Below are 26,254 nucleotides of genomic sequence, written 5' to 3' on the forward strand. Positions count from 1 at the left end.
ATGAGCCCCCTGAAGCCGCAGCCGCCACAGGCGCGCCGCGTCGCGGTCGTCGGCGGCGCACGCGTCCCCTTCGCCCGCTCCGACGGGCCGTACGCCACCGCCTCCAACCAGGAGATGCTCACCGCGGCCCTCGACGGCCTCGCCGAGCGCCACGGCCTGACGGGGCCCGGCGCGGTCGGCGAGTTCGTGGCCGGCGCGGTCCTCAAGCACAGCCGTGACTACAACCTCGCCCGCGAGACGGTCCTCGGCTCGGCCCTCGACCCGCGCACCCCCGCCTACGACGTCCAGCAGGCCTGCGGCACCGGCCTGCAGGCCGTGATCGCCGCCGCCAACAAGATCGCCCTCGGCCAGACCGAGTCGGCGGTCGCGGGCGGCGCCGACACCGCCAGCGACGCGCCGCTCGGCGTCAACGACCGCCTGCGCCGCATCCTCCTGGAGGTCCGCCGGGCGAAGTCCCCCGGCGGGCGGGCCAGGGCGCTGGCGAGGATCCGGCCGGCCCACCTGGTCCCCGACATCCCGCGCAACGCCGAGCCGCGCACCGGCCTGTCGATGGGCGAGCACGCGGCCGTGACCGCCCGCGCCTGGGGCATCACCCGCGAGGCCCAGGACGAGCTGGCCGCCACCAGTCACCAGCGGCTGGCGGCGGCGTACGAACGGGGCTTCTTCCAGGACCTGGTGGTTCCCTTCCGGGGACTGGTCCGCGACCAGAACCTGCGCCCCGGCTCCACGGCCGGGAAACTGGCCGCCCTGAAGCCGGTGTTCGGCCTGGACGCCCCCGGCCCCACCATGACGGCGGGCAACTCGACGCCCCTGACGGACGGCGCGGCGACGGTGCTGCTGGCGAGCGAGGAGTGGGCCGAGGCGCGAGGGCTGGAGCCGCTGGCATACCTCACGGCGTACGAGACGGCGGCCGTGGACTTCGTGGGCGGCGATGTCGCGGGCGGCGAGGACGGGCTGCTGATGGCCCCGGCGTACGCGGTCCCGCGCATGCTGGAGCGGGCCGGTCTGGGGATCGAGGACTTCGACCTCGTCGAGATCCACGAGGCCTTCGCCTCCCAGGTGCTGGCCACGCTCGCCGCCTGGGAGAAGCGGGGCCTGGCCCCGGTGGACCGCGCCCGCCTCAACACCGCCGGGTCCTCCCTGGCCACCGGTCACCCCTTCGCCGCGACCGGCGCCCGCATCGTGGCGACGGTGGCCGCGCTGCTCGCCGAACGCGGCGGCCCGGGGCGCGGACTGATCTCGGTCTGCGCGGCCGGCGGCCAGGGCGTCACGGCCATACTGGAACGGGCCTGACACGCCATGACACACCATGACCTACTGGCAGGTAACCCCCAAGACTGCACACCGCCGGCGCGGGACCGTCCCGGAACCCGCACCAACTCCCCACGAGGGAACCGTACGATCCCCACCTGACCGCCGGTAACCCACGTCCGCGGACCCGGTGATGAACGCCTCGGCGCGCGAGGCACGTACGTCATGCAGCAGAGCACCGCCGACCGCGCGGTCGCCAGCAAAGCAGTGTCGCCGCTGCACGTTCCAGGAGCCGCCCGTGTCCACCCCGCTCCCCTCCTTCGCCGCGTCCGCCGCCTACGCCGACTCGCCCGGCCCCACCCTGGTGGCGCCCGAGACGCGGCGGCTGGACGGGGCCGTGCGGGAGGCGTACGTACCCCCCTTCGCCCCGCCGGTGCGGCGCGGCTCCCTCGCCGACCTGCCCTTCGACAACGCGGCGGCCGTCCCGGACCAGGCGGTCCTCAGCCGCAGGTCGCCGGACGGGGACTGGTCGGAGGTGACGGCCGCGGAGTTCGCCGCGCAGGTGCTGGCGGTGGCCAAGGGCATGATCGCCGAGGGCCTGACGCCGGGCGACCGCATCGCGATCATGGCCCGGACGACGTACGAGTGGACGCTGCTGGACTTCGCCGCCTGGGCGGCCGGTCTGGTCACCGTCCCCGTCTACCCGACCTCCTCCCTCTTCCAGACCCGCTGGATCCTCCAGGACTCCGGCGCGGTCACCCTGGTCACCGAGACCACCGCGCAGGCCGCGGCCCTCGGCCCCGAGCTGGACCGCATCCCCGACCTGAAACACCTGTGGGTCATGGACAAGGGGCACGTGGAGCGGCTGGCGGAGCTGGGCGAGCGGGTGCCGGACGCGGAGGTCGACGTACGCCGCGGCATGCTCGGACCGTCCACCCTCGCCACCCTGATCTACACCTCGGGCACCACCGGCCGCCCCAAGGGCTGCGCGCTCACCCACGGCAACTTCTTCGCCGAGGTCGACAACGCCATCGAACTGCTCTACCCCGTCTTCAAGGCGAAGACGGGCGAGGAGCCCTCGATCCTGCTCTTCCTGCCGATGTCCCACGTCTTCGGCCGCATGGTCGCCGTGGCCTGCGTCCGCGCCCGGGTCCGCCTCGGCCACGCCCCGAGCCTGAAGCCCGAGGACCTGCTCCCGGACCTGGCCGCCTTCCGCCCGACCTGCCTGCTGACCATCCCGTACATGCTGGAGAAGGTCTTCAACAGCGCCCGCGCCAAGGCCGAGTCCGGCGGCCGCGCCTCCGCCTTCGACCGCGCCGTCTCGGTGGCCGTGCGCTACGGCGAGGCCATGGAGGCCCGCCAGACGGGCGAGGGCGGCGGCCCCGGCCGAGGCCTGAAGACCGCCCGCTCCTTCTACGACCCGCTCGTCTACCGCAAGATCCGGGGCGCCATGGGCGGCCGGGTCCGCTACGCCATCTGCGGCGGCTCGCCCCTCGGCCGCCGCCTGGCCGCCTTCTACGCCGGGGCCGGCATCGAGATCTTCGAGGGCTATGGCCTCACCGAGACCACGGCCGCGGCGACGGTGACCCCGCCGCTCAAGCCGCGTCTCGGCACGGTCGGCTGGCCGCTGCCCGGCACCCGCGTCCGGATAGCCGCCGACGGCGAGATCCTCGTCGCCGGCGAGCAGGTCCTGCACGGCTACTGGGACCCGCAGGCGGGCGGCGTCGTCCCGGCCGCCCCCGACGGCTGGTTCGCCACCGGCGACATCGGCAGCCTGGACGACGAGGGCTACCTGACGATCACCGGCCGCAAGAAGGAGCTCCTGATCACCGCGGGCGGCAAGAGCGTGGCCCCGGCCCCGCTGGAGAACTGGCTGCGCTCCCACCCCCTGATCTCCCAGTGCATCGTGCTGGGCGACCGCCGCCCCTACGTCTGCGCCCTCTTCACCCTCGACCCCCAGGGCCTCGACCACTGGCGCCGCATGAACGGCAAGCACCCGGTGCCGCCGGAGCTGCTCGTCGACGACGAGGAGGTGCACGCGGTCCTCCAGCGCGCCGTCGACGAGGCCAACAAACTCGTCTCCCGCCCGGAGTCCATCCGCCGCTTCGCCGTGCTGCCGAGGGACTTCACCGAGTGGGAGGGCCACCTGACCCCCTCGATGAAGCTGCGCCGCGACGTGATCATGCGGGACTTCGCTCAGGCGGTGGAGGGCCTCTACGAGAAGTGAGGGGCTGTGCGTACGAGGAACAGGCGGCCGGTCCTCAGCGGCGGGCGATCAGACAGGCCTGCGGGACCTTCGCGGAGGTGTCCTCCTCCTGCACGCGCACCGTCCGCGACAGCACGGTGAACCCGGCCTCCTCCAGCAGCTCCGCCATCGCCTCGGGCCGCCGCCGTTCGAAGTGCAGGGCGACCGGGCGGCCGAAGGGACGGTCGAGGTGCAGCGGCTCGTCTCCGACCTGGAAGGCGAGGAGGAAGTGCCCGCCCGGCGCCAGCACGCGCCGCACCTCCCCGAAGAGGTCCGGCAGCCGCTCCCATGGCGTGTGGATCGACGAGTACCAGGAGACGGCCCCCGCGAGGGCCCCGTCGGCCAGGTCCAGCTCCAGCATGGAGCCCTGCTCGAACCGCAGCCCCGGATGCTCGCGGCGCGCGATCTCCAGCATCGCGGCGGACAGGTCCAGGCCGAAGACGCGCAGGCCGAGCGAGGCGAGGTGCGCGGTGACCCGGCCGGGCCCGCAGCCCAGGTCGGCCACCTCCCCCTCCGGTCCCACCAGCTCGGCGAAGGCGCCCATCAGCGCCCGGTCCAGCGGAGTGCCGGCGCCCGTGGAACGGTGCAGGTCGGCGTAGTCCTCGGCGATGGTGTCGTAGAAGGTGCGGGTGGTGTCCAGGAAGCCGGTGTCGTGGGTCATGGCGGGACCCTAGTGCCTGCCACCGACAGCACCGGGATTCACCGGGAATTCATGAGGGCGCCGGCCCCGCCGAAAGGGCAGGAGCCCCGTCGCCGAAACCGGCGCGGGGCTCCTTGGGTACTGCTGTCGATCAGACAGGAGTGACATTCTCCGCCTGCGGGCCCTTCGGACCCTGCGTGACGTCGAAGGACACCTGCTGGTTCTCCTCGAGGGACCGGAATCCGGTCGCGTTGATCGCGGAGTAGTGGACGAAGACGTCGGGGCCGCCGCCTTCCTGGGCGATGAAACCAAAGCCCTTTTCGGCGTTGAACCACTTCACGGTTCCGGTAGCCATAAGCCCTCCTTGGGCCCAAAGGGTTGCCCTGCTCCAGAACCAGCAAGTGTGAAGACTGTGAATGCCGCACAACTGCATACGTCTGAGAACGACGAGAGCCCGCGGTCACATGCTCCGCAGGCTCTGTACTGCAAGGGAAACCAAACTGCAACTTGCTGTGAGCCTAGCACGCAGGCCCCCCGGCGCAACAGAGGCCAAGATCACTTCACCCGAATGTTTGAACCATCCGGCCGTTCGGCTGACGCCGGGGGCCGACGACCGGCGGAAACGGGGGGAGGGCTAGCCTCGCGATGTGGACAATTCTCGCACCCGGCCGCGCGTCGGCCACATCCAGTTCCTGAACTGCCTGCCCCTGTACTGGGGGCTCGCGAGAACGGGAACGCTCCTCGACTTCGAGCTCACGAAGGACACCCCGGAGAAGCTCAGCGAGCAGATCGTCCAGGGCGATCTCGACATCGGTCCCGTCACCCTGGTCGAATTCCTCAAGAACGCAGACGACCTGGTCGCCTTCCCCGACATCGCCGTCGGCTGCGACGGCCCGGTGATGTCCTGCGTGATCGTCTCGCAGGTGCCGCTGGAGAAGCTGGACGGCGCCCGCGTCGCCCTCGGCTCCACCTCGCGCACCTCCGTCCGCCTCGCCCAGCTCCTGCTCGCCGAGCGTTTCGGGGTCACGCCCGACTACTACACCTGCCCGCCCGACCTGAGCCTGATGATGCAGGAGGCCGACGCGGCCGTCCTCATCGGCGACGCGGCGCTGCGCGCGAACATGATCGACGGCCCGCGCTACGGCCTCGCCGTGCACGACCTGGGCGCGCTGTGGAAGGAGTGGACGGGCCTGCCGTTCGTCTTCGCGGTCTGGGCGGCCCGCAAGGACTACGCGGAACGCGAGCCGGTGATCACCCGCAAGGTGCACGAGGCCTTCCTCGCCTCCCGCAACCTCTCCCTGGAAGAGGTCGACAAGGTCGCCGAGCAGGCGGCCCGCTGGGAGGCCTTCGACGAGAAGACCCTCGCGAAGTACTTCACCACCCTCGACTTCCGCTTCGGCGGCCCGCAGCTCGAGGCGGTCACCGAGTTCGCCCGCCGGGTGGGCCCGACGACCGGCTTCCCGGCGGACGTGAAGGTGGAGCTGCTCCAGCCCTGACAGGCGCGGGGGCCTTCCCGGGGCGGCGCACTACCCTGCTGGCAGGTACTGGCGTACTTGTGTACTGGCGTACGGGGGAGGGGTGGACGCCATGCGGCCGCTCGACGTCGACGAGCCCACGGTCGTGGGCCCCTACCGGCTGCTCGGCCGGCTGGGCTCCGGCGGCATGGGCCGGGTCTACCTGGGCCGCAGCGCCGGCGGCCGCACGGTCGCCGTGAAGATCGTGCACCCCCACTTCGCGCTCGACGAGGAGTTCCGCGCCCGCTTCCGGCGCGAGGTGGATGCCGCACGCCGCGTCGGTGGCGCCTGGACCGCCCCCGTACTGGACGCCGACCCCGAGGCGCGCGTCCCGTGGGTCGCCACGGCGTACGCGGCCGGCCCGTCCCTGACGGCGGCGGTCGCGGACGGGTGCCCGCTGCCGGACCACTCGGTACGGGCGCTCGGCGCGGGGCTGGGCGAGGCGCTGGCGGCCGTGCACGACCTCGGGCTCGTCCACCGCGACGTGAAGCCGTCCAACGTCCTGCTCACCCTCGACGGACCCCTCCTGATCGACTTCGGCATCGCCCGCGCCACGGACGGAACGGCCTCCCTGACCTCGACCGGCGTGTCGATCGGCTCCCCCGGCTACATGTCCCCCGAGCAGATCCTCGGCAAAGGGGTCACGGGCGCGGCGGACGTTTTCTCCCTGGGCGCGGTACTGGCGTACGCGGCGACGGGCGAGCCGCCCTTCCCCGGGGACTCCTCGGCCGCGCTCCTCTACAAGGTCGTCCACGAGGAGCCGCGGCTCGGCACCCTGGACGGGGAGGTGCGGGACGTGGCGGCCGCGTGCCTGGCCAAGGACCCGGCCGCCCGCCCCGCCCCCGGCGAGGTGGCCCGGCGCCTCGCTCCCGAGGGCGCGGCCCGCCTGGTGTCCGGCGGCTGGCTGCCGGGACCGCTGGTGGAGCGGGTCAGCCGGAGCGCCGTACAGCTGCTGAACCTGGAGACGGAGGACCCGTCGGGGGCGGTGTCGGGGCCGGTGGGCTTCAGCAGGCCGTCGGTGAGGGCGCCGGAGCCGGAGCCGGAAGCGCGGCCCGCGAGCGGTGGTGTGGCGCCGGGGGTGAGCGGCGGTGCGGCGCCCGGCGTCTTCGGGCCCCCGCCGGTGATGCCCGCCCCGACGGCGCCCGGCACCGGCGTCCCGGCCCCGCGCGAGGGCGACCGCCCGCCCGGCAGGCTCTCCGTCTCCGTCGCGGCCACCTCCACGCGGGCCGGCGAGGGCGGCCGTGGCCGCCGGCTCAGCTGCACGGTGGCGCTCGCGGTGGCCGGAGCGCTGGCGGCGGTGACGGTCGGGTCGGTGTTCGTCCTCGACCTGCTGCCGGGCGGCGGGAGCAACGACACCGCGGACGGCGGCTCCTCCACCCCGTCGGCGACCGCACCGTCCGACCCCGGAGCGGGCGGCGGCGCGGCATCCGTCCCAGACCGCTACGTCGGCACCTGGGAGGGCCAGGCCGTCGCCGTCGAGGGCAACCTGCCGCTCGGCACCTTCCGCCTGACCGTCCGCGAGGCCGCGGTCGGCGAGGAACTGGGCACCCTGCGCCACACCGACCTCTTCGGCGGCACCTGCGACGACGTACTGACCCTGAAGAAGGTCACCGACAAGCAGATCGTCGCCGGCGCCGTGGGAGCCGAGGGCAACCGGAACGTCTGCAACCAGGCCCTCCACACCGTCCGCCTCACCCCGGTCGGCGACGACCTCCAGTACACCTCCGACAGCGAGGACTCGGGGCGGCCCAGGGCGCGGTTGTCGAGGGTCGAGTAGCCGGCCGCGTCCGGCGCGCGGGAGGGCCGTCGGGCCGGCGTCCCCCCGCGCCAGCCGCAGCCGCCCCTGTCACTACTGTGTCTGCGACAGCGAACGTCCCTGTGCGAGGCGCGGCGTTCGCCAACGCTTGACGAGGGGGAAGGCCGGCCATGGACGCACTGCAAGCGGACGATCCGACGGAGTTGGGTGCCTACCGCCTCCTGCGCAGACTGGGCGCCGGTGGCATGGGACGCGTCTACCTCGCCCGGTCGCCGGGCGGCCGTACGGTCGCCGTGAAGGTGGTCCGCCCCGACCTCGCGGCGGACGGCGACTTCCGGGCCCGCTTCCGGCACGAGGTCGAGATCGCGAGGGCGGTCTCCGGCCGGTTCACCGCGCCCGTCGTGGACGCCGACCCGGACGCGCCCCTGCCGTGGCTGGCGACGTCGTACGTCCTCGGTCCCGACCTGACGGACGTGGTCGCGGCCCACGGAGCGCTGCCGGAGCGCACGGTCCGCGCGCTGGCCGCCGGACTCGCCGCCGCCCTCCAGGACATCCACGCGGCGGGCCTGGTCCACCGCGACCTCAAGCCGTCCAACGTCCTGCTGGCGGCCGACGGACCGCGCCTCATCGACTTCGGTATCGCGAGGGCAGTGGACGGCAGCCGGATGACCCAGACCGGCGTGGTGGTCGGCTCTCCCGGTTACATGTCGCCGGAGCAGGCGACGGGCAAGGACGTCGGCACGGCGGGTGACGTGTTCTCGCTGGGTTCCGTGCTCGCCTTCGCGGCGACCGGGCGCGGCGCCTTCGGTGACGGCGCGGCCTCGCACGCCTCGCTGCTCTACCAGGTCGTGCACGGCGAGGCCGACCTGACGGGCGTACCCCCGTCCCTGCTGGGGCTGATCCGGGCCTGCCTCATGAAGGACCCGGCGCAGCGTCCGGCGCCCACGGAGATCGTGACCGCGCTGGCCGGGCAGGGCGTCGACGCCGCCCTGCACGACTGGCTGCCTTCGGCGGTGGCCTCGACGATCGCGACCCACGCCGCGGGGATCCTGGACCTGGAGGCACCCGACGCACCCGCGAACGTCCCGCCGGCGCAGGCGGCGTCCGCGTTCGGTCCGGCACCGACGATGCCGGCCGGGACACCGCCTGCCGGATACGGCACGCCGCCCGGTGGTACGCCGGCACCGTCACCCGGCCACGGCGCCCCCCTCCCCGGCACGGTGCGGGTCGGCGCGGGCGGGGCGCCGGCGCCGGACCGCTCCCGGCGGCGGGCGCTCGGCCTGGCGTTCGGCGCCGCGGCCGCCGTCGCGGTGGCCGGAGCCGGCGGCGGGTGGCTGTTCGCCTCCGGGGACGGCGCCTCCGACGAGGCGGCGGACGCTCCCGGCAAGGGCGGCGCTGCCCGGCCCGCGGGCGAGGACTTCACGACCCCGCCCGCCGGGGTGGCCCCGCAGCCGCTGTGGCACGAGTCGGCGAAGGAGGACAGCACCAGCACGCGCGTACCCCTTCTCACCCACGAGGGACTGCTCCTGGTCAGCGGCGACCCGCTCGTGGCCTACGACGTCCGGACCGGCAAGGCCCGCTGGACCAGGGCGGGCATCTGCCGGCCCGGAGCCCGGCTCCTCTTCCACGGCGGCAAGGTGTTCCTCGCCGACGGCGACTACGAGGGCGCCCTGGTCGCCTACGACGTCAAGACCGGTGAGGAGGCCTGGCGCAGCCGCCTCGGCAAGCGGCTGTCCGTCGAGGACACGATCGCCGTCGACGGCAAGAACGTCTACGTCACGGCGACCGACCACGGCCAGTCGAAGAGCGCCACCGAGTACCGCACGGCCGTCGCGGCCGTCAGCCACACCACGGGCAATGCGGCGTGGGTCCAGCACCGGGACTGGGGCACGAAGGACTACGACGTCCAGGGCACCGCCTCGGGCAAGTACCTGGTCTACGCCGACTCGAACCTCAACCTCACCGTCCGGGACACCGCCACCGGCGGCCAGGTGTGGACCCGCAAGATCGGTGACGAGTGGTCCTGGCAGCCCACGGTGGCGAACGGCCTCGTCTTCCTCCCGGGCGACGAACTCAAGGCCGTCGACGTGGAGAAGGGCCGCACCGTCTGGACGCTCACCCCGGCCGGCCGCCGCGGCTTCGACAACCCGACGGTCTTCGACGGCGTGCTCTACGTCAGCGACCACGACGACGGCGTGTGGGCCGTCGACGTCAAGACCGGCAAGCGGACCTGGCTCTGCGACGAACTGGACGTCGAGGGCCCGGAGTCGTTCCTCCGCGTGGGCTCGACCCTGTACGGCGCCACCGGCTCCGTCGACGGCGGCATCGTCGCCCTGGAGACCAGGACGGGCAAGCTCCGCTGGACGTACACCGACAGCAAGGCCGTCGGTGAGCCGTGGCAGATCGCCGTCGCGGGCAACCGGCTGCTGGCGACGCACGGCCACGAGGTCTACGCGCTGCCGGCGGTGTAGCGAGGACGACGGGCCGCGGGAACCCTCGTTCCCGCGGCCCGTCGTTGTTTCCGGACGGCCGGTACCCGTCACATCGGCGTCGTGACCGTCGTGTGCTCCCCACTGCCCAGGTGCAGCATGCCCTTGCCCGGAGTGATCTGGCCGCCGACCATGCTCCGGTTGGTACGGATGCCGATCAGCTCGCCCGCGGAGCTGTCCTGCGGAGACAGCAGGATGCCTCGGCGCGCCTTCTTCATGTCGACCTGCCAACCGGAGAAGCCGTCGCAGATCTCCTCCTCGTCACCGGCGATGACGACGGCCAGGCCCTCCTCCACACCGCGTTCGACGATGCGCTTGAAGATGTCCTCGGCGTCGCAGTCGTCGTGCACCTCCGCGTCGTCGACCAGGACGACGATCGGCTGCTCGGGACTGGCCGACTCGATGAGCTCCTCCATCTCGTCCTCGTCGATGTCCCGGCCGGTGAAGACCTTCAGGACACCTTCCGTCCCCTCCAGTTCCCGCAGGGGGGACGGGCGGGGTGCCGCCAGGATCAGCCGTACGCCCTGGGCGAGGTAGGAGCGCGCGACGTTCAGCAGCACCGTGCTGCGTCCGGACTTCGCGGGCCCGCCGATCACGAACGCCGGGACACCCTGGGCGAGGTCGGGGCCGAAGGCGGTGAGCTCGTCGCCGCCGACACCCACCAGCGACCACAGCGGGGAGGCGCTCGCCACCGGGTCGCGCATGGCCCAGGCGTCGGCGAAGGAGATCCGGCTGGGCAGGACGTCGACGCGGAACGGGCGGCGGGAACGCGGCAGACCGGCGTCGCGGGCGGTCGCCGCCTCGCCGATCGCGACGAGCGCGGCGGCCTGCCCCTGGCCGGTGGTGTCCTCGGCGAGCAGGGCGAACTGGGTCTCGATCGCCGTCCCGCTCGCGAAGCCGCGGCCGGGCGGGATCTCCTCGGGGATCTTGCGCGCGTTGATGTCCAGCAGCGAGAAGTCGCCGCGGTCGGCGAGGCGCAGACCGTACTTGTCCTCGGTGAGGGAGGAGATCCGCCCCGTCAGCAGTTGGCGGTCACCGGCGATCACCAGGTGCAGTCCGACGCTCGCGCCCTCGCGCATCATCGCCATCACCTGGTCGGTGAGGTCGCCGTGGTTGTACTCGCCGAGCGTGGGCAGCCAGCCCTCCCAGCGGTCGAGGAAGACCACGAGGTGGGGCAGCCGCTCGTCCTCGGCCGCGGCGGCTCGCTGCTCCCCGATGTCGGCATAGCCCTTCTCCGCCAGCAGGTCCTGCCGCCGGGTGAGTTCACCGGTGAGCCGGTTGAAGAGCCGGATGACCCGCTCCTGCTGATTGCGGCTGACGACCGCGCCGCAGTGCGGCAGCCGGGTCAGTGCGTTCAGGGCGCCGTTGCCGCAGTCGATGCCGTACAGATGGACGTCGGCGCTCGACAGGGTGCGGGCCAGGGAGCCCGCGACGGTACGCAGCACCTGCGAGCGACCGCTGCGCGGGCCACCGGCGATGAGCAGGTGCCCGAACGTGGCGAAGTCCACGGCCACCGGGCGGCGGGCCTGTTCGGCCGGCAGGTCCGCGACGCCGTACGGAGCCGCGGGCAGCGCCCCTTGGCCGCGCACCTCCGGAATGTCGTCCAACAGCAGAGACTCGTCCAGGGCGGGCAGCCACGGAGAGTGCTGGGCCGGAATGCCGAGGGCCGCGTTGGCCTCCCGGATGGCGTCCACCAGGACCTTGAGGTCGGTGATCTCGTCGTCCTCCCGCGCCTCCGACTTGGGCTTGGCGAGCCCCGCCCGCCCCAGTTCCTCCCAGGAGAGCTCCCCTGCCCACGGGGCGAGCGCGGCCGGGTCGGCGGCACCCGGGCGGCGGCCACCGACCCGGCCGGACTGGAAGGGAATGAGGGAGGCGTGGCCGAGGCGGACGTACGCGCGGCCCGGAGTGCTCTTGGCGATGTGACCGGCGTCGGGAGCGTCGATGACATCGGTGGACTCACCGGCGTCGGTCACGCGCAGGGCGATCCGGAGGTTGGTGTTGGCGCGGATCTCGGGCGACACGACACCACTGGGCCGCTGGGTGGCCAGCAGGAGGTGAATACCGAGCGAGCGGCCTCGCTGGGCGATGTTGACGAGACCCGTCACGAAGTCGGGCAGGTCGCGCACCATGGACGCGAACTCGTCGATCACGATGAGCAGTCGGGGGACGGGCGCGTGGGACGGGTCGCGGCGTGACAGGTCCTGGTAGTCCTCGATGTCCTTGGCATCGGCGGCGGCGAGGATGTGCTCGCGCCGCTTCAGCTCCGCGCCGAGCGATTCCAGAGCGCGTTCGACGAGGTGTGCGTCGAGGTCGGTGACCATGCCGACGGTGTGCGGGAGCTTGACGCAGTCCTTGAAGGCGGACCCGCCCTTGTAGTCGACGAGGACGAACGTCATGTTCTCGGGCGTGTTGGCGACGGCGAGCGCGGCCACGATGGTCTGGAGCAGCTCCGACTTGCCCGAACCGGTCGTACCGGCGATGAGTCCGTGCGGGCCGTCGCGCCGGATGTCGATGCCGAAGGGACCGTCGTACGACTCGCCGATGACCGCCATGGTGGACTGGCCGCCCATGCGCCAGCGCGCGGCGACGCCCTCCTGCGTCGGGGGCTCCAGCTGGAGCACGTCGAGGAGCCGGCTCGAGGACGGGAGCGCGGAGTCCTCGGTCTCGCCGCTGATGTCGCGCAGGGGCGACAGCGCCCGGGACAGCCGGGCGCACCAGGCGGGGGAGACGAAATCGGGGCGCACCCCGGACCTGCGCCGGGCGCCGGTCTGCTCGACGCGCAGTCGCAGTTCGGGAGCCCGCTCGGCGGCTTGCTGGGCCTGTTGGGCGCCGTGGTGCCAGGCCTGGAAGGAGGGAAAGCCACCGGCAGCGGGCTGAGGCGAGGAGTTGCTGGGCTGAGCGGTGGCGGTGGCGGTGGCGGTGTCGCTGTGGCGCAGCGGCTCGGCGACGACGAAGGCCTGGCACTCGCCGGGCAGGAAGCGCTCCTCCTCGTCCAGGCAGATCGCGTACATGGCGACCGCCGGCCCCTCCCGCAGGAGGCGTACGACGCCCGGCAGCGACCTCAGCCGACGCGACCCGTCCCACACGACGACGATGTCCGGGTCGGAGAAGGCGGGACCGGCGCCACTGCGGTTGTTCTCCTTCAGGGCCTTCTGCCTGGCGTCGAGCAACTGCGTCAGCTCACCGACCCGGGCGCTCACGGTCTCGGAGTCCGTCCCCACCATCACGTTGACGTCCTGGCCGTTCACAGGGCGGGCGTGCGGCAGCCAGCGGACCCAGTCCCAGCGCGGCTGCGCGTGGTTCTCGGTGAGCACGTAGAACTGGACATCCATCGGGCTGTGCAGCACCGCGGTCTGCGCCACGGTCCATCTCGCGAGTGCCTGTGCCGAGTCGCCGGGCCCCGCGATGCCGATGACGCCCAGGTCCTGCAGCGGCAGCGCGACGGGCGAGTCCTCGATGTCCCAGGTGACCTGACGTTTGTGGTCGTCCTGCTCCGGATCGTCGAGCACGACCTCGGACGGCACGCGGCCGGTGCCGACCCGAAGAAGCAGATGGTCGGCGTCCGTGCGCCGCCTCTCCCACAACCGGGTACGGGGCCCGGTGCCGAAGGCGAGCACGGAGGCGGGATCGGGAATGGTGCTGCGCCGCTCGAGCCGCTCCAGCCGCAGCGCGTCCTGGGCGTCCTTCTCGATCCGCTCCTTGGTCTCCTTGTACTCCTTGACCTGCTGAGCATGGGACTTGCGCCCGTGCTTCTTGTCCATGAAGTAGTTGCCGAAGAGCATGACCGGGCTCAGCAGAGCCATGATCATGTAGTACCAGCGCCCGAAGATCATGACGGAAACGACCGCGCCCACCAGCGGGAACAGTGCCATCAGCCAGGGCAGCGGCCGGGCTTCGTAGTCCCTGGGCGGAGTAGGCAGCCGGAAGTGCGTCTCACGCTCCGCCGGGCGCAGTCGCGGAGGCCGGTTGTAGTCGAGCCCGGCTCCGTCTTCGGACCACTTCAGGGCGGCGTTGGGAGGGGAGTAGGCGTCGATCTCCAGAAGGGTGTTCCGGAGGGCGAGCTGGGAGCCGAGGGGCCAGGTACCGCCGTCGAAGTCGTCGCCGTCGAGCCGGGGGTGGTTGCTGTCGCGCTCCTTCTCCCCCGTACTCCGCTCCTCCTCCCCCTTCCGCTTCCTCTTCTTCCTCTTCCCATCCTCCCCGCCCCCGGTGTTCTGCTTCTCGATGCCGTGAAGGGTGACGTCGCAGGTGCCGTCCATCGCGATGGACAGAGTCGCGGCACGCGCGGCGAGTTCGGGGTCGTCGATGCGGATGTGCGCGGCAGGTCCGCTGCCGATGTCGTACCGGCCAACGCCTAGCCGGTGCACGACACCGGCGGCGGGGCCGCCGGCCACGCGGAACTCCACGACACCGGTCGGCTCACCGGCCACGCAGCCGGCCGGATCGTGCAGGCTGACGACTGCGCCCTCGCGCAGCGGTGAGCTGACGATGTTGGCTTCGGGATCGAGGGCGTAGCCGTCGACGAAGGCCTGCGGTGCGCCGCCGGGACCGGGACGCCCGCCGATGGGGATGATCTCCGCACCACCGGCAACACCGACATGGCGTGCCAGCTCCCGAGTTATGTCGCCGACAGACGACTCCGGATCGGCGTCGAGCACCACATCGGCACTGGCCCCGCCGATCGGGTCGACGACGGTCAGACTCAGGCGCACGTTCGTCCTCCTCGCTGGGCTGAGGCCGCCCCCGGAACGCTGAACACAGTGAAGCGACCTTAGCCGTCGCACCTTTCCCCTGTGCAACGGGATGCGCACCGCCACCGCCGGCACGGACCCGCCCGGGACGCGCACTGGTTCACGCTTCCCTCGCCAGGCATCCCTGTCATCCCAACAGCCCCACCCGTAAGATCTTTGCTCGTGCGGACCGCCGGCAGACGACCGGACGGACCGCGCCAGTCAAGCCACGGGGGAAGGCCCTGCGGCAACCGCAGAGGGAGGGAGAGCCGTCATGGCCAAGGACGCAGACCTTACATACGCCGAGATGGAGAAGAAGGCCAACGACCTCATCAAGGCGATGGGCGACATGGAAGACATGTTGAAGGCCATCGAGAAGGGCGTCGAGGAACTCGTCGCCAACGGCTTCACCACGCAGAAGGCCTCCGGCGCCTACGACGAGTCCATCAAGGACTTCACCAAGGGCGCGGCCAAGACCGTCAAGGGCCTGGAGGGCCTGTCCAAGTTCCTCACCAACGCGAAGAAGGCGTACGAGGACCTGGACGAGCAGCTGGCGAAGAGCGCCAAGGGCTGAGCCGGAGCACAGGCGGCGAGACCCGGTGTGACGGGGCATCACTAACCCGTCACACCAGGTCGCCTGCGGCTTGGTGTCGGCAGGCTGGTAGGTGGGCAAAGGGGGCGCCGTGGCCGGCGAGAGCGATCAGCGGCTCGATCTTGAAGTGATCAAGGGGATGGGTAAAGGGCTCGGCAATATTAAGAAGGCGTTCGACGGCCTTGAAGATCTGAGTGGCAAGTACGAGGACGACTTCGGGAACGGTGAACTGGCCGCTACATTCGAGGACTTCGCGGGCAACTGGGAGCTCAGCCGCAAGAGGTTGACCGAGGAGGTCGACGCGTTGGCGCAGATCGCCAAGGCTGCTGGTAAGGCCTATGAGGATATCGATCACCAACTGGCTCAGGCGCTACGTGATGCCCAGGACCCGGAGAAGGCGAGCTGACTGATGGCGGGAAGGCCACGCGACTGGCATCCGGTTGCGGACAGCGACCCTGTTCCTGGAGACGCGGACCGTATGGCGTCCCTGGGCAAGCAACTACGCAAGACAGCGGACGAGCTCGAACGGCAGGTCCGCAACCTGAAGGCCGTCGCGGAGGTAGACGCCTGGGACAGTAAGGCTGGCAAGGAATTCCGCGAGAAGGCCTCGGGTAACGTAAAGAAGCTTGAGGCGGCTTTCAAGAGATACGACACCGCTGCCACGGCGATCGGCACGCGGGTCGAGGAAGTGGGTGGCGGATACCAAGACAAGGTGACGGCCAGCCCGCGGAACTACGCCTCCGATCTAAACCGGGCTCAGGAAATCGCCGACGCCGCGCTCAAGGAAGCGAAGGACGCGGACGAGCGGAAGAGTGCGTCCCAGAAGAGCCTCGACAGTCTTTCGGGAAAGGACCGGAGTAAAGACGCCGTCGACAAGGATCGCAAGGAACTCGAGGAGAAGAGGAAGGCGGCCGGCGACGAGATCGACGCAGCGCGCGAGAAGATCAACGACGCAAAGCGGATCCGTGACGACGCCGCCAAGCGCGCTCGGGAGTCTATAGACGCGGTCATCAACCACGACTCTCTCAAGGACGGGTTCTGGGAGACCCTGGTTGACGACATCGCGACGATCACATCGTGGGTCGCCACAGTGTGCGGGATCTTGTCGTTGCTCGTTGGCTGGATCCCGGTGATTGGACAGGCTCTGGCCGGAGTGCTGGGCGCGATAGCCATGATCGCGACGCTCATCAATTTCGTCGCTACACTGGTTCAGGTTGCTCAGGGCAACGCTGACTGGATGGACGTTGGGATGGCGGCCCTCGGCTTCCTCATGATGGGCGTGGGCAAGGGTTTCTCTAAGATCGCAGGAAAGTTCGCGAAGGGGACACTGGGGCGGCTCGGCAAGGCCGGAGCGGCGCGGACTGCGCGTCAGGTGAGCCGGGCCAACAAGAATCTTCGCCGGGCGGCCTACAAGGACGTCAAGATCGGGAAGGGTGACGTCCTGAAGTCACTCAAGGAACCTTTCACGGAGCCCTTCTCCAAGGCGGCATGGGCGAAGAACCTGAAGACGTTGAAGCCGGGCAGCGGGAACTGGAGCGCTGCCAAGAACGAGTTGAGTCTGCGTGGTGACGGAAGTGCCCTCAAGGGACTGCCCAAATCGTTCTCTATGGCTGATCCCGGTGTCGCCTCCGATCTGAAATCGGTCAAGATGGGAACTGCGTCCTTGGGTAGCCAGTTCGATGCCAACGCCATCAATCAGATATCCAAGACGGCCAGTCGTCTGTCCGTCGTCGGGGCCGGTATTACGCTGGGCGGGCTGAGTCTGGATGGAAACCTCCAGAAGATGGTCGGAATCGGCTGAGCCCCGACCGTACCCGTACGAAAGGACCGAGCATGACCGCATCGGACGAGCCCGCTCCGCTAGATGAGACCTTCGAGTGCACCTTTGAGTTCCAACCCGGCTGGATCGATCTCACGCTGCGCGACGGGACCAAGGCCGAGGCCAAGGCGCTGGCCACGGAGGTCGTGAACCAGCTCAATCCGCTCGGCCTCGAGATCGAAAAGAGCGCGGTCTTCGACGACATGGTCGAGCGAGCCGTGGACCTCAACGACGACTTGCCTACACTCGCGGCGGTGTACTACTCCGAGGCGGGGGAAGCTCTGGCCAACCTCACGGTCGACTCGTACGGAGACGAGGGCGTACCCCGTCCAGACCCGGAAGAGGTTGTCCCGCTGCTTCTGCAGTGGGGAAACGCGGAGGTCACGGGCACGCCCCAGATCACTCACGTCGGGTTGGCCGCAGGACCCTGCGTGCGCATCCAGGCGATGCTCAAGGTCAAGCGGATGCTCGGCTTCGGCCGCAAGCTGACCGAGTTCATCAAGTACGCCATCTTCCCTGCCGACATGGAGAGCCTCGTGGTTGTCACGGTGACCTGGGAGAAGATCGCCCTCACAGAACAGATCGCCGAACTGGCCGATGAAGCGGTCCGGACCATGCGGATCACTCCGCTTTCGACTGGAGGCGCCTCGTCTTCCGCCGATGGAGGCACGGAATGAAGGCGGCCGACCAGTTCTCCTCACCGCCCACGGACTACAACGTTGTTGTCCCGGACGGCTGGTTCCAACTCGCACTCGATCCAGAGGAACGTGACCGCGGCATCGTGGCACTCGCCGAGCTGACGTTTCGCGGTCAGGACAACGCCCCGCACCTCAAGAAGCAGTTCATGCAGGACCTCCAGCGGAAGGCGAAGGACGCTTACCAGGTTGGGGGCACGGAGCTCTACCTCTCCACGATGGCCGTCGGCCCCGTACCGTTGGCGTCCTCACTCCTCATCAGTGTTCCCGGGCCCGGTGAGTGGCCCGAGACGTCGGATGCCGCAGCACTGGCTGAGCACTTGGCCGACCGCCGCCGCGACGAAGAGATTAGCGTGGCGGAATTGGCCGCTGCGGGCAGGGCCGTACGCCATCGTCGCCGCGAAGCACCCGACCCCGCACGGCAGTCGGGCAACACGCTGCCGACCACGACTCTGACCTACTACGTACCGATTCCCGCCACCACTCGCTGGCTGCTGCTGAACTTCTCGACGCCGGTCGATCAGCTTGCGGACCAGATGGTGGAGCTGTTCGACACCGTGGCGGGGACCCTGCACTGGGGATGATCTGCGCTGAGTGAGCCGGGTAGTGACCACCGGCTGGAGTGGTGGTCATGTCGGTAGTACGTGGACGAGTAATGAGTGCAACTGGGGCCTAGCGCGCCATTAGGGGGCATGCGTACGGTGGGAGGAGTGCCGGTGTCGGTTGGGAATAAGTCGCGCGAGGACGTTGCACTCCGAAAGTGGGACAAGGCCGGACTGCTTCTGTACTTGGTGATAGGCGGACCGGTGCTGTTTGTCGCCGTTGGGGGCACGCGGTGGTTCTCGCGTCACGTTGCGTCGGTTGTATATGACATGCCCGGCGGCTCCTGGGCGGTCGGAGCCGTGCTGGGACTGGTCAGTCTTGTCGGATGGGCCGGTGTTCTGTCGCGCTGGTTCGACCGCTTCGGCGCGATTGACACGAGTGGGCTGCGGCGAGCGTCGCGCGCCGTAATCCGAGTTGCCTGTGGCGTGGCTGTGTTGACACCGATCACCTTCCTGATCAGCGGCCTACCCGGGAGGAACTGCCGTTCGTACGAGCCGGGTTGTGAGTATGTTCCCGGTGCAGGTTCAGCGATGCTCGCTTATGTGGTCGTGGCGAGTGGAGCGGGTTGGCTCTACTATCGCTGGCGCCGCACCGCCATTGAAGAGCAGCGGGAGCGGGAGCGGGAGCGTCTGCGTAAGCTTCGTAAGAAGGGCAAAGGGAAGAGTCGTCGCGCTACTGCCGGGCGGTAGTCAACTTTGGCACTTCCCCCCAACCGGTACCCGAGTAGGTGACCAATTCGCATTCTGCCTGCTGTCCGGCAGAGGTCATCTCCCGCTTCTGTAGTGGAGAAACGCAGAGATCACGGTTAACCTCCGGATCACCAATCTAGAGTTGGTCGCAGGCCTCGCCGCACATATCCACACAATGGCCAGGATTAAGTGGATGCTCGACTTCGGCCGCAAGCTGACCGATTTCACCAAGTGCACTGTATTCCCGCCCCGATAGGAGCGGGTGGCACAGGTGTTTGTGGACTTTCGCCGCGTGCGTGTCAGTGCCGCAAGAGCTGCCGCGGCCGCAGCTTTCAGCCCTCGTCGAAGAGGTGACCCGTGGTATTTATTGTTCTCCTCGGTTCAGAATCTTATCAGCGATTGACCGCTTGGATTTCCTGAACCGTGATGGCCTGTGCGTTCCCGAAAGTGCCGTCCGGCAGGTCGCCGCCCGCGCCGCCGGTGCCGGTCCAGGCGATCTCCCAGGTGATGGAGGCCTGGAGGTCGAACGTGCCGTCGCCAGAGGAGCGGAGGTATGTGATGCCGCACGGCGGTGTCTCGTCCGCTTTGCCCTTCGCGTAGGGCTCACCGATCGATCCGGCATCGTCGATCGTGCATTCACCGGACGCGGGGTAAGTCTCGGCGTCGTCGGTGCCTGGTTTCAGCGTCAGCGACACGGGAGTCGCGGTAGTGGTGGCCTGGATGTTCACCGCGCCGGCGTTGAGTGACGCGGTGACCGACACCTCCTCGAACTTCGCCTTGTCCAGCCATGCCCAGGTCGGAAGATTGACCTTGGTGGTACCGGCGGGAGCCAGTGTCACCTCGGTGGTCGGCAGTTGTATGCGGTTGTAGGCGAGCTCGGCAAGCACCTCTGGCGTGACCGCGTTCTCAACCGGTGGAGCAGCCCCGTTCTCCACCCAGAAGGGCTCTTCGTCACAAACCTGGGCCTCTGGCTCCATCCAGCGGTCCTCGTCCCGGACAGCGACCCACCAGTTGCCCTCGTCCTTCTTATCGAGGTTGTAGTTTTCGTACTCTCCGTCCTTGTATTTGTCCCGAGTCTCGCCGGCGCTGGTCTTGGCGTAGCTGTGCTGGCCAGGAGTGTTGACAGTGGTTTCATACATGTTCTCTATGTATTTCGCGAACTCACCGGCCGATCTCGGCTCGTACCAACAGGCTGGCGGAGTCCAATCCCCGACGGGTGCGAGGCTCCCTGAGACGCCGCCGGTGCTGCCGTTGACAGACCCACTGAACGAGATCCGGGACTCGAGCGTCTTTCCACTGCTCGACCCTTCCTGCTCAACCTGCGCTCCTTCGTTTCCGTTGCCGAGATTCACGTCGGCGTACGCGGGCGAGGCGAGCAGGGTGAGACAGGCGAGAGCGCCGAAAGAAGCGGCAAGCCATCGGCGGGTGGGCATTACGGAGTGCACTGCTCGTTACCCCTCTCGGAGTTCAGCACGGCTGTTTGCCACACGCCCTTGTCGCTCTTCTCCAGGCGCGTGGAGTAGAGAAGGTACGAATCGTCGGTGACCGGGGTCTTCTCTGCCTTGCCGGTCTTACGGTCCTTGACGAACGCCTTGCCTTCAAAGGCGCAATAGGTCAGCGTTGCCTTTCCCTTGGCGTACACGTCGACGTTCGGCTGGAAGTAGCGAGTCTCGCCCGTCATCGACTTTTCTGCCTTCACGAACTCCTGGACCCAATCAGCGGCGCCCAGCAGCGCGTCCCCCTTGTAGTAGAAGCCCAGCGCCGACTCGTCCGGGTTTGCCTGCGTGATGGCGTAGGTCAACGCGTCGATGCGGCGTGAAGTGTCGGTGAGGATGGCGTCTTCGGTGGCGTCTCCGCTCTTGAAGTCCTCGAAGACGTTCGCGACGTCGTCCGGCAACGCAACCTTCGGGCGCTGTGAGGTATCGGTGGCTTGCGCGGTCGGCGAGGCCGACTGCTTGGTGTCACCGGTGTCGGCGCCGGCGATCTCCTCGTCGGACTTCGCGTTGCCGTCTGAACTGGCGCAGGCCGTCAGCAGCAGTGCCGCTGCCGCGGCCAGCGCGGAAGCAACGGGCAAAGAGCGGCGCTTCACAGTGGACTCCCCGTGAGACAGAGGTGCAGTCAATAACACTGACGGTATCGATGAGGTTGCTGGTGTCGCCAGAGCGAACTAGTCCCGGAAACCGGGCATTTCGGATCTCTGAGTCGATGTGGCGTGGCATTGTGTTCTGATCGTGCCCAGATGGGCACGGCTCCGGTTGCAGCAACGTGCTGCCACCGGAGCCGTGGCGGATCCTGTGAGTGCTCCACTTGCTACGCGGTCAGTCGGCACCTTGTGTACTCACAGGGCGGGTGCGCCCGTGCGCAGGGGGTTGGCCCGGTGGGGTCGCCGGTGTGGACTTCGGTCTTGGGAGTGGAGTCGGTCGAGGTCCCGTCCGTGCCGGCGTCGCAGACGCGGACTCGTCAGGTGGGAGCGGCGGCGGGTGGCGGCGTCGAGGACCTCGAGTGAGTCCGACATCGGCGGGTAGTGCGGGGCGCCCCCCCCGCGCATGCGTAGACGTTGAAGCCGGGACCTGTGGCGGCGTGGACCTCGTGGACCAGGACCGGGTCGTCCTTGGTGCCTTGGCAGCGGGCGCACATGCGCCGGGCGGGGCGGGTCATCGGGTGGCCGCCGGTACGTATGCGTTGTCGGGGTTGTGACCCACGGTGACGCCGACGCCGAAAGTGGCTGGGTGCCGTCGGTTGGGCGATGCCAGGACGTAGGGGCGTACGGGGCGGGAGACGTTGCCGTCGAGGGTTTCGGTGAAGTGGGGTGGCGGTGCGGGGGCGAATCGCAAGGGCGGCTCCTCGACCAGGCGGTGGCGGGTCTGAGGGCGGGCTATCGAGGTGCCGTACGGCGAGTCGGTCAGTTTTACGCCGGCCTCCGGTGAGCGGTGCGAGATCGATACGGGGACTTCCCCGACGCCCGACGCGGGTCGCGTCTGATTTGGACCGTCGCCCGGGCTGTCGCGAGAGGTGGCGACGGCGCCGCGCTGGTCAGTGTGGCCCTCGGACGTGCGGTGTGACTGAGGGGCGAGGGGCACGTGGCAGCGGACATAGCCAGGACTGAGCTGGCGGATCGGTCGGGCGCTGCTCCTGGCGGTCCTCGTGCTCCCGCTGGCCTCGTCGCTGGCGCCAGTGCTGTTCCTGCGACGGGTGCCACGCAAGAAACGGAAGATGGCGTGGCAGCGGGCCGTGCCGTTGATGGCCGGGGTTGTCATGGGGGTGTTCAGCAACGCCGCCGGCGACGAGTCAGCGTTGGCGGACCGGGCGCGTGGAGAGACGTCGTGGGCGTGCGCATGGACGACAGCGGCACCAACCACCGTGATCTGCGTATGGTCGACCGGCGTCAGCTCGCGCACTCGCTCTCCGAGGGTGACGGCTGCCATGCCTGGGTGTCGAAGGGCGACCGGCTGAGTGTGCGGTAAGACCCTGAAGGCGTCGCCAGTCCGACGGACGACCCGGGCGGCAGCTCGTACGGAGGGTTCTTCGGGACCCTCTTCGTGATGGCCGTCGTGATGGGCACCTGGGGCGGGGTGCGGCAGAGCAGGTGGGATCGTGAGTATGGCGGGGAGTGAGCAGGTGCCGGACGGGGAAAGGGCCGACGAGGACGTCCGGACCCGGAAGCGGGACATGACCGAGCTGGTCCTGTATCTGGTTGTGGGCGTGCCGGTGCTGGTTCTTGCCCTTGGGAGCATGCGGTGGTTCTCGCGTCACATCGCGCCGGTCTCCTTCCTGATCAGTAGCCTGCCGGGCAAGACTGATGCTCCGAGGCGGGGAGGCCCTGGCTTCCTTCTGGTCGACTCGTACGGCGACGGGGGGGGGTACCCCGCCCCGGCCCGTCAGAAGTCATCCCGCTGCTTCTGCGGACAAACACGGATATCGCGGGAGTACCGCCATTAGGCACATCGAGTTGGCCGCGGGCCCCGCCGCGCGCGTCCAGGCGATGCTCAAAGTCAAGCGGATGATCGGCTTCCGCCATAAGCCGACCGAGTTCATCAAGTACGCCGTCTTCCCAACCAGTATGGAGAGTCTCGTCGTCGTCACGGTTACCTGGGAGAAGGCTCCCTTACCAGGCTAATCACCGAATTGGCTGACGAAGCGGTCCGGGCCATGCGGACCACCCCGCTTCCGGCGAGAGGGTGACTGTTGTCCGAGCAACCAGGGCGAGGTGGTGTGCTGAAACAGCCTGACGAGTCGGCGATACGCCCAGGAGACATGCCGCCGCATGGGCATGACGTCCTATGCCGGACTCGGCTGTACACCGAGGGGCGGAACTTGGTCGTGCGTGAAGCCGGATGCCGGGAGTGCAGATACGCGGAGGGTGCCGTTTCCTTGTCCCTCTGAGGCCAGAGATGGCCTTCAGAGGGCGTTGTCGGCATCTGTATCGACGTGAAGCGCACCGACGTTCGGTGGCCAGTCGACGCCGGCCTCCTGGAGGATGCGCCCGTACTTCGAGTACCTGCGCCGGGCGATGTACAGGCCGGTCGCGAACAGCGCGGCGAAGAGCAACCAGATCACCGCGCAGACGAGGAGTGCCCGGGGTGTGAGGCCTGTCTGGGAGAGCGGAATGAGCATGACCAGGGGAATGACCAAGAGAGCGGTCAGCCCTCGCTGTCTGTGGGTCCGGCTGTAGTCGACCATGATGCGGGCGTGCAGGAGCTCGACGTCACGCCTTGCCTCGGCCAGCGGACGCAGGCGATTGCCGCCGGGCCGCATGCCGGGCAACTGGCCCCCTTGTGGCGCGGTGGGGCAGTGCTGAGCGACCCATGCGGCTCGCTCCAGCGTGTCTGGCAAACGTCGAAACGAGAAGTACGGGTTCGGGCTCCCCTCGGGGGAGGTCGAGGAGAGCCCTTCGTACCGGTATCCGTACTGCTCGGCGACATAGGCGAAGGCCGCGAACTTGCGCCATGACCGCTGCAGATTGCGAGCAGCATGCCGTTCGGCACCTTGCGCACTGTCCCGTAGCAGTGCTTCCAGTTGACGCTGCAGGAACATCGGGCCTCCTGGGACGACTCTCTGGACATCGCATGGCGGGTGTACGCCAGTGACAAGTAGGCTCAGTGGTTCGTCGGCTCGACGTCCGCAGATGGTTCGCCGAACCTGAGAGACCGTCCGATGTGTGCCAGGCGAGCGCTGTAGGAATCGAGGAGGAAGACCGAGGGCGTGGAGATCGTGACGTACACGCAGTAGCTGTGGGGTGCGGGCACGATCAACTGCAAAGAGGCCACGGGGAGAGGCGGCACGGCGATTCCGGCTTCGAGAGCGGGCAGGCGGAGGGTGCGCAGCGAAGTCGACATCACGCCCGGACCGCATGGCAGCTTGGTGGCCAGCGCCATGTCCTGCGGACCCTGCAGCCCCTCTCCGAGCGGGAAGCTGATCTCTTCCACTCGATCCTCGGCGACGTCCGAGAAGAACTTCCTCACGGTCGCCTGGTAGATGCCCTCGGCGGTGAAGAGGCGTTGGGCCGGGCTGTGACCGCTCGGCCGCACGGTGACCGCGAGCAAGCCCATGGACAGGCGCTCACCACCGTCCACCTCCTCGGTGCCGATACACATGGCGGTGAGGAGCACGTTTTCCCTGGCAGTCAGCAGCGGCAACTGACGGCGGAGGCCCTCACTGGCCGCGTCCTGCGCTTCCGGCTCCGCCCCGGGCAGCAATTCGGCCATGGCTTGGCGCCAGCCCTCCGAGGCCGTCGGCTCCGGGAGGCGAACGAACTCGTCCGGAACGTCGTGGTGGAAGGCGTAGTGGAAAGGCGCTGCCGTGCTGCGCTCCACGTCTTCGAACCGGCCGTGAGCCACGGCACTCATGCCGCCGTGCCCATCTGCGAGGGATCGAGTTGCTTGGTGAAGGTACTGCCCGAGGAGCTGAGAGCGGTCGGAGCGTCGAATGTGGAGGGTGACGGACCGGGCGCCACGGCCTTGTCCTCGTCGACCGGCCCGAAGTAGTCCATGAAGGGTCCGACCACGGGAATGTCCCCGATCTTGAACTCGCCGTCCGTCCACCGGCCCTGGTCCCACGTCCCGCTGTGCATGTTGGAACCGACCGCCAGAGCGGCTCCCGCCCATGTAGCCGCCTTGTCGACGGCGGTGCCGGCGGCGACGAACGTCCACCCCTTACCGGCCATGCTCAGACCGCGCGCGGAATTGGCGACACCGCTGGGGATTCCGCGAAGCCCGTTGAGTATGTTGCCGAACCGAACGTTACCGAGGGCCTTCATGAAACCGGAGGACAGCCGCAGCTCTCGGCCCGCGGTGACGAGAGCGCGACCGGACTGGGCAAGCGCCGATCCCGCCAGACTGAGACCCCCGGCGAAGACGCCGACGGCGTCCCAGGCGATGGTTTCCCACGTCACATCGGCACCACCGGCCTTGGCCGCCAAGTGGAAGGCGAGTGCGAGTCCCGCGATGACGAAGGCGGCCACACCGAGGCCGGAGAAGAAGATCGCGAGGACGCCGACCACCAGGGCGATGTCGGCCAGGATGTCGCCGATCAGCTTCCAGAAGTTCGGATCGGTGATGGTGTCCCACGCGTCCGCGAGAAGATCACCGACCGCGTCCAGCGCTTCCTCGAACCAGCCGGGCTCGGGCGGTGCGTCATCAGCGGCACCCTTGACGAGACGGGTGACGTCCGAGGCGGCCTGCCCATGCTCGGTCTGGAGCGTGTGCGCCCGGCTGCGGATCGCGGACAGCTCGCTGTTGGCGGAAACGAGGGAGTCCTTCTTCTCCTTGGATTCCTTCTCGTGCTTCTTCTCGTCCTTCTCCGACATACCCAAGGTGGACGAAGGAAGGGAATCCATCGCGGCCTGGGCGGAGCTGATCTTGCGAGCTGCTTCCGCCGCCTCTTCTTCCAGTTTCCTTGCCCGTGCCTGGAACCCGTCCAGCTGCGTTTCCCAACTGCCGAGGGCCCGGTGGGCGGTGTTGAGCGACCCCAGAGCCTTCTTCAGGTACGGAGGGACAGCCGAGTAGGTGTCCTGGAAGGCCGTCGCGGCCTTGCCGGCCCAAATTCCGTCCGCCGTTCCCATCTTGCTCAGTTCCGTCTGAGCCGTGTCGCTGCCACTGGTGACACGGCTCACCGCCTTCACCAGGTCCCGTACGGCTTCGATATCGCCCGGCGCTGGATCGAACCCCAGATTCGGGTACTTATCGGAACTCATCGGACTTCTCCCCGTGATTCTGTACTCGCTGAACCGGTAAGT

Annotated in this window: 19 protein-coding genes; 11 read left to right on the forward strand and 8 right to left on the reverse strand. The window is 69.1% G+C overall.

Annotated elements, in window-relative coordinates:
- Together ACFW47_RS05625 and ACFW47_RS05630 are read left to right on the forward strand one after the other, a co-directional pair.
- The gene (locus ACFW47_RS05625) at nt 1-1,293 is read left to right on the forward strand and encodes an acetyl-CoA C-acetyltransferase (protein ID WP_386281872.1); all 1,293 of its coding nucleotides are present in this window, start codon (nt 1-3) and stop codon (nt 1,291-1,293) included.
- 256 nt (nt 1,294-1,549) lie between these two features.
- Complete coding sequence (locus ACFW47_RS05630; RefSeq protein ID WP_386304898.1) at nt 1,550-3,478, forward strand: AMP-dependent synthetase/ligase; 1,929 nt, start codon at nt 1,550-1,552, stop codon at nt 3,476-3,478.
- Between the two features lie 34 nt (nt 3,479-3,512).
- Here the strand turns inward: ACFW47_RS05630 and ACFW47_RS05635 are convergent, their stop codons facing one another.
- Together ACFW47_RS05635 and ACFW47_RS05640 are read right to left on the reverse strand one after the other, a co-directional pair.
- Nucleotides 3,513-4,157 carry a class I SAM-dependent methyltransferase gene (locus tag ACFW47_RS05635; protein ID WP_386304900.1) on the reverse strand — a complete coding sequence of 215 codons (645 nt, stop codon included), beginning with the start codon at nt 4,155-4,157 and terminating at the stop codon, nt 3,513-3,515.
- A gap of 130 nt (nt 4,158-4,287) precedes the next feature.
- The gene (locus tag ACFW47_RS05640; RefSeq protein ID WP_004984723.1) at nt 4,288-4,491 is read right to left on the reverse strand and encodes a cold-shock protein; all 204 of its coding nucleotides are present in this window, start codon (nt 4,489-4,491) and stop codon (nt 4,288-4,290) included.
- Nucleotides 4,492-4,783: 292 nt separating this feature from the next.
- On the opposite strand from ACFW47_RS05640, the gene ACFW47_RS05645 reads away from it, so the two are divergent.
- The 3 genes from ACFW47_RS05645 to ACFW47_RS05655 all read left to right on the forward strand — a co-directional run bounded on the left by ACFW47_RS05645 (nt 4,784) and on the right by ACFW47_RS05655 (nt 9,877).
- On the forward strand, nt 4,784-5,632 hold the full coding sequence (locus ACFW47_RS05645) for a menaquinone biosynthetic enzyme MqnA/MqnD family protein (protein WP_386281867.1): 849 nt from the start codon (nt 4,784-4,786) through the stop codon (nt 5,630-5,632).
- Nucleotides 5,633-5,723: 91 nt separating this feature from the next.
- Entirely contained in the window at nt 5,724-7,427 is a 1,704-nt protein-coding gene (locus ACFW47_RS05650; protein WP_386304902.1) for a protein kinase, read from the forward strand.
- Between the two features lie 149 nt (nt 7,428-7,576).
- Nucleotides 7,577-9,877 (forward strand): PQQ-binding-like beta-propeller repeat protein, encoded by a 2,301-nt coding sequence (locus tag ACFW47_RS05655; protein ID WP_386304904.1) that lies wholly within the window; start codon nt 7,577-7,579, stop codon nt 9,875-9,877.
- A gap of 68 nt (nt 9,878-9,945) precedes the next feature.
- On the opposite strand, the gene ACFW47_RS05660 is transcribed toward ACFW47_RS05655, so the two are convergent.
- The gene (locus ACFW47_RS05660) at nt 9,946-14,604 is read right to left on the reverse strand and encodes an FtsK/SpoIIIE domain-containing protein (RefSeq protein WP_386304906.1); all 4,659 of its coding nucleotides are present in this window, start codon (nt 14,602-14,604) and stop codon (nt 9,946-9,948) included.
- Nucleotides 14,605-14,896: 292 nt separating this feature from the next.
- Between ACFW47_RS05660 and ACFW47_RS05665 the strand changes: the two genes are divergently transcribed.
- The 5 genes from ACFW47_RS05665 to ACFW47_RS05685 all read left to right on the forward strand — a co-directional run bounded on the left by ACFW47_RS05665 (nt 14,897) and on the right by ACFW47_RS05685 (nt 18,312).
- Complete coding sequence (locus tag ACFW47_RS05665; RefSeq protein WP_073725395.1) at nt 14,897-15,196, forward strand: WXG100 family type VII secretion target; 300 nt, start codon at nt 14,897-14,899, stop codon at nt 15,194-15,196.
- Between the two features lie 109 nt (nt 15,197-15,305).
- Entirely contained in the window at nt 15,306-15,620 is a 315-nt protein-coding gene (locus tag ACFW47_RS05670) for a hypothetical protein (RefSeq protein WP_386304909.1), read from the forward strand.
- Between the two features lie 72 nt (nt 15,621-15,692).
- Nucleotides 15,693-17,015 (forward strand): hypothetical protein, encoded by a 1,323-nt coding sequence (locus tag ACFW47_RS05675; protein WP_386304911.1) that lies wholly within the window; start codon nt 15,693-15,695, stop codon nt 17,013-17,015.
- A gap of 32 nt (nt 17,016-17,047) precedes the next feature.
- Nucleotides 17,048-17,710: a hypothetical protein gene (locus ACFW47_RS05680; RefSeq protein WP_386304913.1), complete on the forward strand. Its 663-nt coding sequence runs from the start codon at nt 17,048-17,050 to the stop codon at nt 17,708-17,710.
- Nucleotides 17,707-18,312 (forward strand): hypothetical protein, encoded by a 606-nt coding sequence (locus ACFW47_RS05685; protein ID WP_386304915.1) that lies wholly within the window; start codon nt 17,707-17,709, stop codon nt 18,310-18,312. The genes ACFW47_RS05680 and ACFW47_RS05685 overlap by 4 nt, the downstream gene beginning before the upstream one ends.
- Before the next feature lie 1,100 nt (nt 18,313-19,412).
- Here the strand turns inward: ACFW47_RS05685 and ACFW47_RS05690 are convergent.
- Entirely contained in the window at nt 19,413-20,453 is a 1,041-nt protein-coding gene (locus ACFW47_RS05690) for a hypothetical protein (protein ID WP_386304917.1), read from the reverse strand.
- Nucleotides 20,453-21,109, reverse strand: coding sequence for a hypothetical protein (locus ACFW47_RS05695; RefSeq protein WP_386304919.1), 657 nt, complete (start codon nt 21,107-21,109; stop codon nt 20,453-20,455). The genes ACFW47_RS05690 and ACFW47_RS05695 overlap by 1 nt, the downstream gene beginning before the upstream one ends.
- Nucleotides 21,110-22,343: 1,234 nt before the next feature.
- On the opposite strand from ACFW47_RS05695, the gene ACFW47_RS05700 reads away from it, so the two are divergent.
- Entirely contained in the window at nt 22,344-22,484 is a 141-nt protein-coding gene (locus ACFW47_RS05700; RefSeq protein ID WP_386304921.1) for a hypothetical protein, read from the forward strand.
- 934 nt (nt 22,485-23,418) lie between these two features.
- On the opposite strand, the gene ACFW47_RS05705 is transcribed toward ACFW47_RS05700, so the two are convergent.
- The 3 genes from ACFW47_RS05705 to ACFW47_RS05715 form a co-directional block, all read right to left on the reverse strand.
- Complete coding sequence (locus tag ACFW47_RS05705; RefSeq protein ID WP_386304923.1) at nt 23,419-24,054, reverse strand: hypothetical protein; 636 nt, start codon at nt 24,052-24,054, stop codon at nt 23,419-23,421.
- Nucleotides 24,055-24,116: 62 nt separating this feature from the next.
- Nucleotides 24,117-24,866, reverse strand: a complete 750-nt coding sequence (locus ACFW47_RS05710) for a hypothetical protein (protein WP_386304925.1) — start codon at nt 24,864-24,866, stop codon at nt 24,117-24,119.
- Nucleotides 24,863-26,212 carry a putative T7SS-secreted protein gene (locus ACFW47_RS05715; RefSeq protein ID WP_386304927.1) on the reverse strand — a complete coding sequence of 450 codons (1,350 nt, stop codon included), beginning with the start codon at nt 26,210-26,212 and terminating at the stop codon, nt 24,863-24,865. The genes ACFW47_RS05710 and ACFW47_RS05715 overlap by 4 nt, the downstream gene beginning before the upstream one ends.
- Nucleotides 26,213-26,254 lie beyond the last annotated feature (42 nt).

The sequence above is a fragment of the Streptomyces sp. NPDC058796 genome (assembly GCF_042745235.1).
GTDB lineage: Bacteria > Actinomycetota > Actinomycetes > Streptomycetales > Streptomycetaceae > Streptomyces.

What these genes read in the sequence shown, in the direction of transcription:
- ACFW47_RS05625 (WP_386281872.1), top strand. Translation starts at nt 1, where the DNA reads ATGAGCCCCCTGAAGCCGCAGCCGCCACAGGCGCGCCGCGTCGCGGTC.
- ACFW47_RS05635 (WP_386304900.1), bottom strand. Translation starts at nt 4,157, where the DNA reads ATGACCCACGACACCGGCTTCCTGGACACCACCCGCACCTTCTACGAC.
- ACFW47_RS05640 (WP_004984723.1), bottom strand. Translation starts at nt 4,491, where the DNA reads ATGGCTACCGGAACCGTGAAGTGGTTCAACGCCGAAAAGGGCTTTGGT.
- ACFW47_RS05650 (WP_386304902.1), top strand. Translation starts at nt 5,724, where the DNA reads ATGCGGCCGCTCGACGTCGACGAGCCCACGGTCGTGGGCCCCTACCGG.
- ACFW47_RS05655 (WP_386304904.1), top strand. Translation starts at nt 7,577, where the DNA reads ATGGACGCACTGCAAGCGGACGATCCGACGGAGTTGGGTGCCTACCGC.
- ACFW47_RS05665 (WP_073725395.1), top strand. Translation starts at nt 14,897, where the DNA reads ATGGCCAAGGACGCAGACCTTACATACGCCGAGATGGAGAAGAAGGCC.
- ACFW47_RS05675 (WP_386304911.1), top strand. Translation starts at nt 15,693, where the DNA reads ATGGCGTCCCTGGGCAAGCAACTACGCAAGACAGCGGACGAGCTCGAA.
- ACFW47_RS05680 (WP_386304913.1), top strand. Translation starts at nt 17,048, where the DNA reads ATGACCGCATCGGACGAGCCCGCTCCGCTAGATGAGACCTTCGAGTGC.
- ACFW47_RS05685 (WP_386304915.1), top strand. Translation starts at nt 17,707, where the DNA reads ATGAAGGCGGCCGACCAGTTCTCCTCACCGCCCACGGACTACAACGTT.
- ACFW47_RS05690 (WP_386304917.1), bottom strand. Translation starts at nt 20,453, where the DNA reads ATGCCCACCCGCCGATGGCTTGCCGCTTCTTTCGGCGCTCTCGCCTGT.
- ACFW47_RS05705 (WP_386304923.1), bottom strand. Translation starts at nt 24,054, where the DNA reads ATGTTCCTGCAGCGTCAACTGGAAGCACTGCTACGGGACAGTGCGCAA.
- ACFW47_RS05710 (WP_386304925.1), bottom strand. Translation starts at nt 24,866, where the DNA reads ATGAGTGCCGTGGCTCACGGCCGGTTCGAAGACGTGGAGCGCAGCACG.
- ACFW47_RS05715 (WP_386304927.1), bottom strand. Translation starts at nt 26,212, where the DNA reads ATGAGTTCCGATAAGTACCCGAATCTGGGGTTCGATCCAGCGCCGGGC.